At 31.7% G+C, this 15,157-nt stretch carries 14 protein-coding genes; 7 read left to right on the top strand and 7 right to left on the bottom strand.

Annotated features, from left to right (window positions below):
* Positions 1-2: 2 nt before the first annotated feature.
* Together CLU82_RS18960 and CLU82_RS18955 are read right to left on the bottom strand one after the other, a co-directional pair.
* Positions 3-512: a hypothetical protein gene (locus CLU82_RS18960; protein ID WP_100844573.1), complete on the bottom strand. Its 510-nt coding sequence runs from the start codon at positions 510-512 to the stop codon at positions 3-5.
* 27 nt (positions 513-539) lie between these two features.
* Entirely contained in the window at positions 540-1,277 is a 738-nt protein-coding gene (locus tag CLU82_RS18955) for a diphthine--ammonia ligase (RefSeq protein ID WP_100845081.1), read from the bottom strand.
* Between the two features lie 123 nt (positions 1,278-1,400).
* On the opposite strand from CLU82_RS18955, the gene CLU82_RS18950 reads away from it, so the two are divergent.
* On the top strand, positions 1,401-3,464 hold the full coding sequence (locus CLU82_RS18950; RefSeq protein WP_100844572.1) for a M1 family metallopeptidase: 2,064 nt from the start codon (positions 1,401-1,403) through the stop codon (positions 3,462-3,464).
* A 185-nt stretch (positions 3,465-3,649) separates the two neighbouring features.
* On the opposite strand, the gene CLU82_RS18945 is transcribed toward CLU82_RS18950, so the two are convergent.
* Complete coding sequence (locus CLU82_RS18945; RefSeq protein WP_100844571.1) at positions 3,650-4,171, bottom strand: hypothetical protein; 522 nt, start codon at positions 4,169-4,171, stop codon at positions 3,650-3,652.
* Positions 4,172-4,302: 131 nt separating this feature from the next.
* On the opposite strand from CLU82_RS18945, the gene CLU82_RS18940 reads away from it, so the two are divergent.
* Complete coding sequence (locus CLU82_RS18940; RefSeq protein WP_100844570.1) at positions 4,303-5,070, top strand: TSUP family transporter; 768 nt, start codon at positions 4,303-4,305, stop codon at positions 5,068-5,070.
* Between the two features lie 35 nt (positions 5,071-5,105).
* Entirely contained in the window at positions 5,106-5,471 is a 366-nt protein-coding gene (locus tag CLU82_RS18935) for a glyoxalase (RefSeq protein WP_100844569.1), read from the top strand.
* An 86-nt stretch (positions 5,472-5,557) separates the two neighbouring features.
* Here the strand turns inward: CLU82_RS18935 and CLU82_RS18930 are convergent, their stop codons facing one another.
* Positions 5,558-6,040, bottom strand: a complete 483-nt coding sequence (locus tag CLU82_RS18930) for a hypothetical protein (RefSeq protein ID WP_100844568.1) — start codon at positions 6,038-6,040, stop codon at positions 5,558-5,560.
* A 401-nt stretch (positions 6,041-6,441) separates the two neighbouring features.
* Here CLU82_RS18930 and CLU82_RS18925 point away from each other — a divergent pair, with 401 nt between their 5' ends.
* Both CLU82_RS18925 and CLU82_RS18920 read left to right on the top strand, forming a co-directional pair.
* Positions 6,442-8,778: an ATP-dependent helicase gene (locus CLU82_RS18925; RefSeq protein ID WP_100844567.1), complete on the top strand. Its 2,337-nt coding sequence runs from the start codon at positions 6,442-6,444 to the stop codon at positions 8,776-8,778.
* A gap of 68 nt (positions 8,779-8,846) precedes the next feature.
* Positions 8,847-9,467: an L-threonylcarbamoyladenylate synthase gene (locus CLU82_RS18920; protein ID WP_100844566.1), complete on the top strand. Its 621-nt coding sequence runs from the start codon at positions 8,847-8,849 to the stop codon at positions 9,465-9,467.
* Positions 9,468-9,590: 123 nt separating this feature from the next.
* Here CLU82_RS18920 and CLU82_RS18915 read toward each other — a convergent pair whose 3' ends face one another.
* The 3 genes from CLU82_RS18915 to CLU82_RS18905 form a co-directional block, all read right to left on the bottom strand.
* Positions 9,591-10,451, bottom strand: coding sequence for an OmpA family protein (locus CLU82_RS18915; protein WP_100844565.1), 861 nt, complete (start codon positions 10,449-10,451; stop codon positions 9,591-9,593).
* Between the two features lie 73 nt (positions 10,452-10,524).
* Positions 10,525-11,520 carry a glycosyltransferase family 2 protein gene (locus tag CLU82_RS18910; protein ID WP_100844564.1) on the bottom strand — a complete coding sequence of 332 codons (996 nt, stop codon included), beginning with the start codon at positions 11,518-11,520 and terminating at the stop codon, positions 10,525-10,527.
* A 48-nt stretch (positions 11,521-11,568) separates the two neighbouring features.
* Positions 11,569-12,012, bottom strand: a complete 444-nt coding sequence (locus CLU82_RS18905; RefSeq protein ID WP_100844563.1) for a type I restriction enzyme HsdR N-terminal domain-containing protein — start codon at positions 12,010-12,012, stop codon at positions 11,569-11,571.
* A gap of 96 nt (positions 12,013-12,108) precedes the next feature.
* Between CLU82_RS18905 and holA the strand changes: the two genes are divergently transcribed.
* Positions 12,109-13,113, top strand: coding sequence for a DNA polymerase III subunit delta (gene holA / locus CLU82_RS18900; protein ID WP_100844562.1), 1,005 nt, complete (start codon positions 12,109-12,111; stop codon positions 13,111-13,113).
* A gap of 11 nt (positions 13,114-13,124) precedes the next feature.
* Positions 13,125-15,146 carry a type I pullulanase gene (pulA, locus tag CLU82_RS18895; protein ID WP_232735274.1) on the top strand — a complete coding sequence of 674 codons (2,022 nt, stop codon included), beginning with the start codon at positions 13,125-13,127 and terminating at the stop codon, positions 15,144-15,146.
* Positions 15,147-15,157: the final 11 nt, after the last annotated feature.

Below are 15,157 nucleotides of genomic sequence, written 5' to 3'. Positions count from 1 at the left end.
ATTTAATCTCTTAACCATTTTTGCATTATTGGAAAAGCTTTTTTCCCTTCTAATGCTGCTCGACTCTCACTTAAAGTTAGTCCTGCCCATTCTAAAAACGGTAATCCTATGTAATTTCCACTTTTAAAATTAGATACAAACCAATCCGAATTATTTTTATATCCATTTGCATGAAAAACAAATTCCAAAGGCAAGTTCAAATGACAAACTGCTGCATACGACCATAAAATAGCACCAATTTCATCACCTTGAGTAGGCCAATCTTTAGGCATATCTTCTGTACCTACTAATTTTCTTTCTAATGCTGTTGTAACGGCCAAATGCCCTGCTTCATGTAAAATATCTCCAGGATACAATAATTTATCAAAATCAATATAAATACAATTTGGCCCCAAAGTCAATCCGGGCAAAAAAGTAGTTTCATCTAATTCTTTTTCAATAATAGTAATCTCAATTTCGTTTAAAAAAGACAAAACTTTTTCTAATTCTATACTGTGTTTTTTTACTAACATAACATTTTTTTAATCAGCTATAATTATCTATTTCGGTATCAGATCACAATACCAAAATCCAAAGTCAAAAGCATCCGATGCTGATGTGTCACAAGCGGTATCCGAAGCATCTTGTTCCTTTGGTTTTTCATATTTACGATAAACAATTTCTCCAACTTCAAATGAAATAGGCTTCGAGAAAATAGGCCCATCAAAAGTAAAAGTATGAAATTCTCCATTTTCACCACATACATCTACATTTTCAGGCAAATCATTGATAAAATCCTGATCGATAACACGACCTACAAAACTTTTATCTAAAAAACGTTCGTTAACACAAACTACAATAGTTTTAAATCCTAGTGTGATAAATTCCTGAATCAAATCAATGGTTGGTACTTTCCAAAGAGGAAATACGCCTTCAAAACCTATTTCTGCTAATTTATCTTCCCTGTATTTTCGCAAATCTTCCAAAAAAATATCTCCAAAAATAGAATGAGTAATACCTTCTTCTTTTAATTTTGAAAGTGTTTTTTGCATCACAGCTTCATACACTTCCATAGTAGGCATTTCGGGGATTTGCATAATTTCTAGAGGCAAACCAATACTTTGCGCTTGTTGTTCCAATAATTCTACTCGAACACCGTGCATAGAAATACGCTGAAACTGCTGATTTACACTAGTTAACAAACAGCAGATTTCAAACTCATCATTCTGCAAGGTTTTGTATAATGCTAAAGCAGAATCTTTTCCGCTGCTCCAATTAAATAAGGCTTTTTTCTTCAATTTTTCTTTATGATTTATTTCGGAAGTAAACTTACAAATTATGTTCGATTTGTTGCTTAAACCTTTGTAACTTTGATTAACTTGTAGAAAAATACAAACCAGATTCCATAAATTCATACAAGAATGAAATACCTTTTCCTGATTTTTTCCACATTTGTATTCGGACAACAAACCAAATCGGTAGATTTTAAAACCGTTAATGGCAATGTTTCTATTAATCCTGAGAATAAAAGTATTTCGGGAACAGTTACTTATACTTTTGAAGTTTTAAACCTCATTGATACTATCAAAATTGATGCACAAAACATGACTTTTGCATCATTAGAATTAAATGCGAAAAAAATCCCTTTTTCAACCAATGGAAAAGAATTGCTATTGATTTATCCGTTTCAAAAAGGTAAAAATTCCATCCAGTTTTCATACGAAGCAAAACCCAAGCAAACCCTATATTTTGTTGGCTCTAAAGCCACGAATAATTTACAAATTTGGACACAAGGGCAGGGCAAATATACCAGTCATTGGTTTCCAAGTTTTGATGATGTCAATGAGAAAGTGATTTTTAATATGGATGTTACTTTTGACTCTAATTATAAAGTAATTTCAAACGGTGTTTTAAAACATAAAGTTGCAGATAAAAACAATACTCATTGGACATATCAAATGCAAAAACCAATGAGTTCGTATTTGTTAATGGTTGCTATAGGGAATTTTGAAAAAAGTACATTAAATACAAAATCAGGTATTCCGCTAGAATTGTATTTAGATTCAAAAGATGTTAGCAAACAAGAACCAACTTACCGTTATTCTAAAGAAATATTTGATTATTTGGAAAAGGAAATAGGAGTGAAGTACCCTTGGAAAATCTATCGTCAAGTTCCAGTTTCAGAATTTCTTTATGCTGGTATGGAAAATACAAGTGCCACAATATTCGCAACACGTTATGTCGTAGATTCTATAGGATTTGAAGACCGAAGTTATACCAACGTCAACGCACATGAACTAGCTCATCAATGGTTTGGGGATTTAGTAACTGCTCAAAGTGGAAAAGATCATTGGCTTCAAGAAGGATTTGCAACTTATTATGCTTTGTTAGCAGAGCGTTCTGTCTATGGCGATGATTATTTTTATTCCAAATTATACGAATCGTCATTACAACTCAAACAAGCTTCGAAAACGGATACGATTCCGGTGCTAAATGCCAAAGCAAGTTCCTTATCATTTTATCAAAAAGGTGCTTGGGCATTGCATGTTTTACGAGAAGGAATAGGAGAGGAGGTCTTTAGAAAAGCTGTGAAAAATTACCTCTTGAAATATTCTTATCAAAACGTAACTACTCAAAATTTGTTTGATGAAATTAAAAAATTATCAAATTATGATTTAGTAAATTTTAGTAAAATATGGCTTGAGTCACCTGTCTTTAACAGTGATATTACTAATGAATTATTATCCAAAAATGATGCAACGAAAGTTCAGCTGGAAGTAGCGAAACTAAGGAACAAACCATTAAACGAAAAAAATGCATTTTTTGAGAAAACATTACAATCAGACACATACTTTACTATAAAAGAAGCGATTTTAAGTCAATTATTTAAAGAAAAATTCGAAGATAAAAAACAGTTATTACATTTGGCAATGCAAACACAAAACATTCAGGTTAGACAAGCAGTAGCTGTCACACTTCAAAAAATACCTGAAGAATTTAGGACCGAATACGAAACCCTACTCGATGACAAATCTTATCAAACTCAGGAGGTCGCACTATATAATTTGTGGAATAACTTTCCAACTAAAAGGAACGATTATCTAGCAAAAACAAAAGACTGGATAGGATTTAACGATTTCAATTTACGGATTTTATGGCTATCATTAGCTGTATCAACTCCAGAATATGCTAGCAATAAAGAAACCAATATTCAAGAATTAGTAAACTATTCTTCCTCTAAATTTGAGGCAACAACAAGACAAAATGCATTAGAATATCTTTTGAATTTTAATATCATTAATGAAGAAATTTTAAAAAATTTGGTCAATGCTACTACGCATCATATGTGGCAATTTTCTAAATTTGGTAGAGATAATATTCGTTTATTATTAAAAAATTCAGAAACAAGAAGTACTTTCCAAACTATCTTGCCAAATTTGAATGAAAAAGAACAATTTCAATTGGATCGATTGCTTAAGGAATAAATTTATGTTAATAAAAAAGAACACTAAAACTACTTTATAATACATATTTAATTTCTCTATTTTTCTCTATCAAAACAAAGATTAAAATATAGTCAAATAAAAAACTCCTAAATATTAAAAAGTTCCAAGTCTCTGAAATACTATTCAAAGACTTAGAACTTTTAATAAATTAAGAACTTTAAAAACTACCACATTTGGCTTACTTCTTTTTTAATATAACCCAAAGCAGCATTACTTGGAGTTTGTCTATCCAGTAAATCATTTAATAAGGCTTCTCTCAATTGATCTGCATTACCAACAACTTCACTCAAAGCCGCTTTACGAATCATTTGAGTTGTGGCATTTTTAGCAGTCACAATAATTGTCCAACATTCATCTGTCATATAAATTTGCTGTGCTAAATTATGTTCAAATTCTTGATCAATTTGTGCTATAACAAAATTAGCATAATCATTTTTATCTGTCGAAATAGGAGAAATTCTAATCAATAAATTGGAAAGACTAATACGTTCCAAAAATAAAGTCATACGCTCGTAGGCTTGTAAACGTAAAGGCATTGTATTTTTTTGAGCTTCTTTACTCAATAAATAACGACGTCTTCCTTCTTCATTTTTGGTATGTAAATTAAAAAAGTAATAAGCAACCATTCCAGTAATAATTGCAGGTAAAGTATAACTCAGTAATTCTAGCATTTTTGAAATATCCATTTTGTTTTCATTTTAAAAAAAGCAAAAATAACCTTTTTGAAACTAAAACAAAGGCAAAATTATTTCAATAATAAAAAGTGGATGGGTATTTTTGCTCATTCAAGATTCAAAACCCAAATTGCACGAACCAAATGGAAACTTATATTATAGTCTTACTTTGTTTAGCCGCCTTTTTTGCAGGATTTGTAGATGCCATAGTAGGTGGAGGCGGACTGATACAAACTCCTATGGGACTTATCCTTTTACCTAATCTTCCTGTATCTATCGTGATAGGCTCTTTAAAAGTCCCAGCTTTTAGCGGAACATCATTTGCTGCCTATCAATACATGAAAAAAGTCACTATAAATTATAAAATACTGATTATCATGATGCTGTTAGCATTTCCAGCAGCTTTTTTAGGATCTACTTTATTGACTTATGTGAGTAATGACTTTATGAAACCTTTACTATTAATAGTACTTTCATTATTAGCTATTTATACCTACGCAAAGAAAAATTTCGGGCAACATCAAGAAAGAAACATATCGTCAAGAACGCAGATTTTCAATGCAGTAATTATCAGTTTTGTAGTTGGTTTTTATGATGGATTCATAGGTCCAGGTACGGGAAGCTTTCTTGTTGTTGCTTTCATCGCATTAATGGGATTTGACTTTTTGCATGCCTCTGCCAATGCAAAAATGGTGAATCTCGCTACCAATTTTGGTTCCATTTGCCTATTCATACTAAAAGGTAAAATCATTTGGGCGATTGCACTTCCAATGGCTTTTAGTAACGCTTTGGGCGGATTTATAGGTGCTAAATTAGCGATAAACAAAGGAAACGGTTTTATTCGATTTTTTTTTATGATTGTTGTTATCGGTACTTTGGTACGTTTTGCTTACGATGTGTTTTTTAAATAAATATAAACTCTATATTTGATTTAAAAATACAAGCCATGGAACGTAAAACGAAATCAATTCGCCCATTTATAGGAGCTAAAGACTTTGATCTGTCACGAAGTTTTTATACAGATCTGGGTTTTAAAGAAACAATTTTAGGCAACAATATGTCTGTATTCGAAATGGAGGAATTATCTTTTTATTTGCAAGATGCATACATAAAGGATTGGATTGATAATTCTATGATTTTTTTAGAAGTGAAAGATGTTAGTCATTTTTGGAATGATCTTATAGAATTAGAATTGACAACAAAATATAAAGAGGCAAAACTTGTCCCTATCAAAATATTAGATTGGGGTAAAGAATGTTTTATTCATGACCCTTCAGGAGTATTATGGCATATTGGAGAGTTTAATAAATAAACTTAATCAAAATTATTAGGAATGAAGCAATCACATTTAGAATTCTATCAAGAATGCTCATAATTGCTTCATTCCTAAAAAATTTACTATTTGCTAACACAATCTACAGTTGTAAATTTATATTTCACTTTTTCAAATTCTATAGGTGTGTCTTTAACAAAGTATGATTTCCCCAAATAGGTTTCTATTTTACCACTACCTAAATTGAGTTCATTCCCATGCTTTAGAAATGCCATCGGATTTTTGAATTTTACTTTATCATTTGTTCCTTGGATAAAAGAGTAATCAGCAAACAAGGTATCTCCACGAAATTCTCCAGTAATTTCCCCAACTTTATTCGGCATATTTTCAATTTTCATTATCATATCACCGTTTATTTTTCCGTTTTTCAACGTATTAATCCTCAAATCAATAGTATCGTTTTCATAGAATGCTTTATAGCATGCTGTACTTATTGGTTTTTCAGCTTGTGCTTTGGTTGCTTCAACATCTTTTTGACTTTGGTCTTTTTTACAACTTTCGAATCCAATGCAAGCTAACAGCAAACAAAACAGACCTAGATTTTTCATAGTATTACATTTTTAGTTAATAATTGAGGCAATAGCCATTGCTAATTTATGAATAAATTCAATATTTTCCTTATTATTTAAACTAGAAGTATTTGAATTTACTTGATGCCTCGTGAGGGATAGAAGCAAGCTACCAAAGTAGCTCGTACAGCCCGACTGCAATAGAAAAAGGAGCAAATAACCATCACGAAAATAGCTCCTTTTTCTATTGTGGTCACGCCCAAATGATTTTAGATTACAAATTATAGAATTCAGTGTTTTAATTTATCTTAGAAATGCAACATTTGAGTGAGGATTTTTGAATCTGAAAACTGCAATCTGAAAACTGACAACTGAATTTTGTAAAGACTCGTTTATTCAGTCTTAAATTCTTAATTTTGCGACAAACAGTACATTTTTCTATGCAAAAATATATAGAACAACTTAACGAAGCGCAACGCGAACCTGTATTGCAAAAAGATGGTCCTATGATTATTATTGCCGGTGCAGGCTCAGGAAAGACACGTGTGCTTACTATCAGGATTGCTTATTTGATGCATCAAGGTGTAGATCCTTTCAATATTTTGTCGCTTACTTTTACTAATAAAGCAGCACGTGAGATGAAAAAACGTATCTCAGATATTGTAGGGACTAGTGAAGCTAAGAATCTTTGGATGGGAACTTTTCACTCCGTATTTGCTCGAATTTTACGTTCGGAAGCGGATCATTTAGGATATCCTTCGAATTTTACAATTTATGATTCGCAAGATTCTTTACGTGCTATTTCTGGAATTATCAAGGAAATGCAATTGGATCGCGATGTATACAAACCCAAGCAGGTTTTAAGTAGGATATCCAACTTTAAAAACAGTTTGATTACTGTAAAAGCTTATTTTAATGATCCTGATTTACAAGAGGCTGATGCAATGAGTAAAAAGCCTAGAATGGGTGAGATTTATCAGAATTATGTAGAGCGTTGCTTTAAATCGGGCGCCATGGATTTTGATGATTTGTTATTGAAAACCAATGAATTATTGACTCGTTTTCCTGAGGTTTTGTCTAAATATCAAAACCGTTTTCGATATTTATTGGTAGATGAGTACCAGGATACCAACCATTCTCAGTATTTGATTGTTCGTGCTTTATCAGATAAATTTCAAAATATATGTGTGGTAGGGGATGATGCACAAAGTATTTATGCATTTCGTGGGGCGAATATCAATAATATTTTGAACTTCCAGAAAGATTACGAAGGTGTAAAAACTTTTAGGCTAGAACAAAATTACCGCTCGACCAAAAATATCGTGGAAGCGGCTAATACCATTATTGATAAAAACAAAGTAAAACTGGACAAAGTGGTTTGGACAGCCAACGATTTTGGTCCAAAAATAAAAGTACATCGCAGTATTACTGATAATGAAGAAGGACGTTTTGTAGCTGCTACCATTTGGGAACAAAAAATGAATCATCAGTTACATAATGGTGCTTTTGCAATTTTATATCGTACCAATGCACAATCCAAAGCTATGGAAGATGCGTTGAGAAAAAGAGATATCCCTTACCGAATTTATGGAGGTTTGTCTTTTTATCAAAGAAAAGAAGTCAAAGATGCACTGTGTTATTTACGATTAGTCATTAATCCAAAAGACGAGGAAGCTTTGGTACGTGTTATCAATTACCCTGCACGTGGAATTGGAAATACAACTATCGAAAAATTAACAATTGCAGCCAATCATTATAAGCGTTCGATTTTTGAAGTAATGCAAAACATTGAACGAATTGACTTGAAACTGAACTCGGGTACCAAACAAAAACTACTAGATTTTGTTACAATGATTCAGAGTTTTCAAGTGATTAATGAGAATCAGGATGCTTTTTATGTTGTAGAACATGTAGCAAAAAAAACAGGGCTGATTCAAGAATTAAAAAAAGATGCTACGCCCGAAGGAATGGCTCGTATTGAAAATATTGAGCAATTATTGAATGGTGTTAAAGACTTTATAGAAGGTCAAAAAGAAGTAGATGGGGCTCGTGGTTCATTATCCGAATTTATGGAAGATGTTGCCTTAGCTACTGATTTGGATAAAGATACCAGTGATGAAGACCGTGTGGCTTTAATGACGATACACTTGGCGAAAGGTCTTGAATTCCCTCATGTATTTGTAGTTGGAATGGAAGAAGATTTATTTCCTAGCGCTATGAGTATGAGTACAAGAAGCGAATTAGAAGAAGAACGTCGTTTATTTTATGTAGCATTAACTCGTGCAGAGCATCAAGCATATTTAACATATTCTCAATCTCGTTATCGTTGGGGAAAATTGACCGATAGTGAGCCTTCCCGTTTTATCGAAGAAATTGATGGTCAATTCTTAGAATATCTAACTCCAGCCGAAAGTAATTATCGTTACAAATCATCAATTGATAGTGATATTTTTGGAGATGTAGATAAATCCAAATTGCGTTTAGCAAAACCAGTAGGAAGCACACCTCCTAAATACATTACAGATAATGAACCCAAATCTGACGTTAATATTAGAAAACTGAAGCCAATGACAGTAAATAATCCTTCAGCTGGAACTGCTAACCTATTTGACAATAAATTAGTTGCGGGGAATGTGGTTATGCATGAACGTTTTGGAAAAGGACAAGTAGTCAATTTAGAAGGCGTTGGACCTGATAAAAAAGCTGAAATTAAGTTTGAAGTAGGTGGACTTAAAAAATTATTATTACGATTTGCAAAATTGGATATTATAGGATAAAAAAGTTTAAAGTTCTTATTCTAAAAACGTTAAAACTTTAAGCAAAAAAACATTAAACTAAATAAATCATGGCTCAATTCATTAAAATATACGAAGACAAACCTAACGAAGCAGCAATAGCTAAAGTCGTAAAAGTACTTCGAGACGGTGGTTTAGTAATTTACCCAACAGATACTGTTTATGGTCTAGGTTGTGATATTACCAATTCTCGAGCACTTGAAAAAATTGCCAAGATAAAAGGAGTTAAATTAGAAAAAGCTAATTTCTCGTTTATTTGTTACGATTTGAGCAACTTATCCGATTATGTAAAACAAATAGATACTTCGACTTTCAAACTACTTAAAAGAGCATTACCAGGACCTTATACTTTTATTCTTCCAGGAAATAATAATTTACCTAAAGAATTTAAAAAGAAAACAACAGTAGGTATTCGTATTCCTGATAATTCTATTGCTTTAGAAATAGTTCGTCAATTAGGAAATCCTATTGTTTCTACTTCTATTCGAGATGAAGACGAAGTAATTGAATATACTACAGATCCTGAACTTATTTTTGAAAAATGGCAAAATTTGGTTGATATAGTTATTGATGGTGGTTATGGTGATAATGTAGGTTCAACTATAATTGATTTATCTGGGGATGAGCCGATAGTGGTTAGAGAAGGTAAGGGGGATATTGATATTATATAATTTTTTTCAAATAAAAAGTAGATTATATCAAACTAGCCAAATAGTTTTTGAAATTCTAAAAATTAATGCATAAAAAAAAACGCTTCGAATTTCGAAGCGTTTTTAATGAATTATAATTATACCTTATTTTTGAACTGGTGCTGTTGTTGGAGCTCCTGGTTGTTTTTTCATTTCTTTTTCAACCATATCATAGAACTGATCGATTTTTGGCATTACATAGATGCGAGTTCTTCTGTTTTTAGATTTATTATCTGGAGAATCATTTGGTACCAAAGGAACATAAGAACTTCTTCCCGCAGCAATTAATTGAGCTGGATTTACTCCTAAATCATTAGATAAAATACGGATAATCGCTGTAGAACGTTTTACACTCAAATCCCAGTTGTCTATTAGACAAGAATTCCCTTTTAATACATCAGTATCTGTATGACCTTCAACCATACATTCGAAATCAGGTTTGTCATTTACCACTTTAGCAACTTTAGCTAAAACTCCTTTTGCTTTATCGCTTACTTCATAACTACCACTTTTAAACAACATTTTATCAGAGATAGAGATAAAAACTACACCTTTATCAACATTAATTTCGATGTCTTTATCATCCAATCCAACTACTGATTTTAAACTAGTAACAACCGCAAGAGTAACACTATCCTTTTTAGTTAAAGCGTCTTGCATTCTGCTAATTTTCAAATCTTTTTCTTTGATAGACTCTAATGCTTTTTCAATATTTTCAGCTCCTTTAGTAGACAAAATTGTCATGTCTTTTGAAGTTGAAATCAAATGCTGATTCGTTTCTTTTAAACCATCTACAGTTGCTTTAAGACCTGCTTTTTCTTCTAAACAAGAATTTAATTTTACAGTACAAGTATTTAATAAATCTTGTGTTTCTTTATTTTTAGCTTCTAATGCTGCGTATTCTTTTTTAGAAACGCAAGAAGTAAGAAGTGCCAAAGCCGCCAGAGTTAACATTATTTTTTTCATAGAATTCAATTTTAATTAAATGTGTGTTTTACAAAGTTAGTTTTTAAATGTTAATTTTAAATGTAAATTATTGTTAAATGTAGTCACCAAAAACTGTGCCACTTTTAACGTAATAACCATAAACGATGCTTTTCGTTTTAAAGTATATTTCTGCTTGATTTTTTTCCCTTTTTTTATAATTTTTAAAAAACAACCCATAAAAAGAAAAATGAGCACGTATAATTGCCCAACAATGAGAAAATTGACTCGAAAACACAAATTTAACACCTGCAATACCATCTAAGATCATTCTGACGAAAAGTACTTGAACAAGAACATTTTGTGGCAAATTCTTTGTTAACATTAACAAAGAATTTCTAAAATTTAAAAACGTTTTTTGTGGATTAGCTTTTTGTAAAGTAGCACCTCCAACATGATAAACAACTGATTCTGAATTGTATTTAATAATATATCCTTTGTTGATGACACGCCAGCATAAATCAATTTCTTCCTGATGAGCAAAAAAATCTTCATCAAAACCTTTCAACTCTTTATAAACTTCGCTTCTAATAAAAAAACAAGCACCAGAAGCCCAAAATATTTCAGTTGCATCATTATATTGCCCATTATCCTTTTCTAATGTATCAAAAATACGACCTCTGCAAAAAGGATAACCGTATTTATCAATAAATCCACCACCACCACCAGCATATTCAAAATACTCTTTTCGTTTAAAATCTAAAATCTTAGGCTGAATAATAGCAGTATTGAATTCAGAATCAAAAGTTTCCAAAATAGGTTTCAGCCAATTTTCAGTTACTTCAATATCCGAATTTATCAATGCATAAATTTCGGTATCAATATATTGTAAAGCATCATTATAACCACCAGCAAAACCATGATTGATTTTGTTCTGCACAATTTTTATTGATGGATAATTATTTTTAACGAATGTGATAGACTCATCTGTTGAAGCATTATCAGCAACATATACAGTTGCTTCGGGCGAAAATTGAATTACGGAAGGCAAAAACTGTTCTAAAAGTTTTACGCCATTCCAATTCAATATAACTACGGCTATTTTTTCCAAGGAAGTTTATTTATATTTTATGTATCAAAATCAGTACTCAAAAGTATCTTATCTATAATCTGGTAACTCTCTCAAAAACTCATACTTTTCGTTTTCAAAATCCATTAGACAAAAATAATGATTTAGCCCATTGGTTACCATCAAAAATTCGGCTTCAAGAGTCATATTATATCGTGCAATTTGATCAAAGGTTGCTTGAGCAATTTTAACCTCAGGAGCTTTACATTCAATTAATATAAAAATAGTGCCGTCTGGGTTAAAAACTACAATATCATAGCGTTTCCGTAAACCATTGACATGTAGAACTTTTTCAACATTAATCAATGATTTTGGATATTTTTTTTCTTCCAATAAATAGTTGACCACATGTTGACGAACCCATTCCTCTGGGGTAAGAATGATGAATTTTTTCCTGATAGCATCAAAAATAGATACTTTATTTTCGCTATTTTTGAAACGAAAAGTATAGGAAGGAAAATTAAGTTTTTGCATGAAGCAAAAATAATTAAATTGTTTAAAGTTTAAGGTTTAAAGCTCAGAGATTATGCTTTAAATAAAACCTTGAACTTCAAACTTTAAACAAAAAACATGGACGAAGTTGTAAAAATTGTTAATGATATTAAAGGAGGAAACATTAAACCCATTTATTTTTTGATGGGGGAAGAACCTTATTACATTGACAAATTATCCGAATATATCGAAGCTAATATTTTATCCGAAGAAGAAAAAGGATTCAATCAGACTGTTTTATATGGAAGAGATGTTACTATAGAAGATATTGTTTCTACAGCCAAACGCTATCCAATGATGGCCGATCGTCAAGTGGTTATCGTCAAAGAAGCTCAAGAATTATCAAGAACCATTGACAAAATTGAAAGTTATGCAGAAAATCCAATGCCATCAACAGTGTTGGTGTTTTGTTACAAATACAAAACTTTGGATAAACGAAAAAAAGCCACCAAAGTTCTAGCCAAAAACGGAGTTGTTTACGAAAGTAAAAAGTTATACGAAAACCAAATAGGAGATTGGATTAAGAGAGTATTAGCAGGTAAAAAATATGCTATAGAACCCAAAGCTTCAGCAATATTGGTTGAGTTTTTAGGAACAGATTTGAGTAAAATCAACAATGAACTTGAAAAATTACAAATTATTTTGCCTGCTGGAAGCACTATTTCTGCAAAAGATATAGAAGAAAATATTGGATTTAGTAAAGATTACAATGTATTCGAATTACGAAAAGCAATTGGAGAACGCAATCAATTAAAAGCATACAAAATAGCTGAAAATTTTGCTCAAAACCCAAAAGACAATCCAATTGTAATGACTACAGGTTTGGTTTTTGGCTTTTTCATTCAATTATTAAAATACCACGGATTGAAGGATAAAAACCCTAAAAATGTTGCTTCAGTACTTGGTGTTAATCCTTTTTTCTTGAAAGATTACGATGTAGCGTTGAAAAACTACCCAATGAGAAAGGTTAGTCAAATTGTAACTTCATTGCGGGATACTGATGTAAAAAGCAAAGGAGTTGGCGCCAACAGTTTGTCTCAGGCTGATTTATTAAGAGAAATGCTTTATAAAATATTTAATTAAACGATTCTACAATGTTTATTTCCACTAAAAAATTGAGTTGCTTAACAGTTTTTCTACTTATTGTAAATTTTGCTATGGCACAAGATTCTAAAATAAACACTATTCAATACAGCTCTTTTGATACTTATCCTGTTTATTTAAAAGATGATTTAGGTGTAAGCTACACCGCTAATAAGACAACTATCAGATTATGGAGCCCTAATGTTGTGGAAACAAAAATCAATCTTTACAAAAAAGGTGATGGAGGAGAAGTGTTTTTAACAAAAAACCTTGATTATGATTCTACAACAGGTGTTTGGGAAATTGTTTTAGATGGCAATTATCACAACACTTATTATACTTTACAAGTAAAATACACCAATGGAAATTGGTCAAAAGAAATGCCAGATCCTTATGCAAAAGGAGTAGGCGTTAACGGAAACAGAGGATTAATATTCGACCCTAAACTAACTGATCCTAAAAATTGGAATACAGATAAACAACCTCTGTTAAAATCTGCTTCGGACATTATCCTATACGAAGCGCATGTACGGGATTTTTCAATCGATCCTTCTTCTGGAATAAAAAACAAAGGAAAATTTCTAGGCTTAACAGAGAAAAATACCAAAAATGCTTTTGGAGAAGCTACCGGGTTAGACCATCTACAAGAATTAGGTATTACACATTTACATCTCCTTCCTGTATTTGATTATAAATCCGTTGATGAATCTCAGTTAGATAAAAAGCAATACAATTGGGGGTATGATCCACAGAATTACAATTCTTTAGAAGGCTCTTACTCAACAAACCCTTTTGATGGTTTAGTAAGAATAAAAGAATACAAACAAATGATTTTGGCATTGCATGAAGCTAAAATTCGATTAATTATGGATGTTGTTTACAACCATACGAGTTCTACAGATATTTTTGACCAATTAGTTCCCGGTTATTATTATAGATCATGGCCCAATGGTAAACGTTCGGATGCGACAGCTTGCGGAAATGAATTTGCCTCAGACCGAATTATGGCAAGACAATTTATGTTAGAATCTCTTAAATATTGGGTTAAAGAATACCATGTTGATGGCTTTCGGTTTGACTTAATGGCGGTTCATGACATTGAAACAATGAATATCATTTCAAAAGAACTAAAAAAACTTGACAAAACTATTTTCCTTTATGGAGAAGGATGGACTGCTGGAGATTCACCTTTGCCTATAGAAAAGAGAGCTTTAAAAAACAATGTCAAAAAACTAAATGATATTGCTGTTTTCTCTGATGATATAAGAGATGGCGTGAAAGGCCATTGGGCTAATGTTACTGAAAAAGGTTTTGTAAGTGGAAATCCAAATTACAAAGAAGTAATTCAATTTGGAATTGTAGCTTCAACGAATCATCCTCAAATTAAATACGATTCCAAAAGAGGTTATGCTCAATTTCCATATTCTGATAGTCCCACAAAAGTTATTGGATACGTTTCCTGTCACGACAACAACACATTGTATGACAAATTAAAAATAGCAAATCCTAAAGCAACTGAAAAAGAGTTGGTACAAATGGACAAACTAGCCAATACCATTATTTTAACGTCCCAAAGCATTCCTTTTTTGCATAATGGCGTAGAAATGAAACGTAGCAAAATGGGAGTTGAAAACTCATACAACGCACCAGACAGTATCAATAAAATTGATTGGAACTGGAAACATGAGAACGCAGCATTAGTTCAATATTATGAAAACTTGATTGCTTTAAGAAAAAAACATCCAGCTTTCAAAATGCCAACAGAAAAGATGATTCAAGAGCATTTGGAATTCCTAACTTTAGATTCGCCACTATTGGTTGGATATACCTTGAAAAATCATGCAAATGGAGATTCTTGGAAGAATATCAGAGTCTATTTTAATGGTGATGAAAAAGATTCAAAACAGCCTATAAAAGGCAATTGGAAAATGATCTGCAATGGAGAAATTATCAATCAAAAGGGAATATTGAATATTAAAAATCAAATTATTACCATTCCAAGCAGAAGCGCAGTAATTTTGTATCAGGATTAACTATTTTAATT

Origin of the sequence: Flavobacterium sp. 5, from assembly GCF_002813295.1 — a bacterium.
In the GTDB taxonomy this organism is placed as follows: Bacteria; Bacteroidota; Bacteroidia; order Flavobacteriales; family Flavobacteriaceae; genus Flavobacterium.
This window is presented reverse-complemented; position numbering and strand designations above follow the sequence as displayed.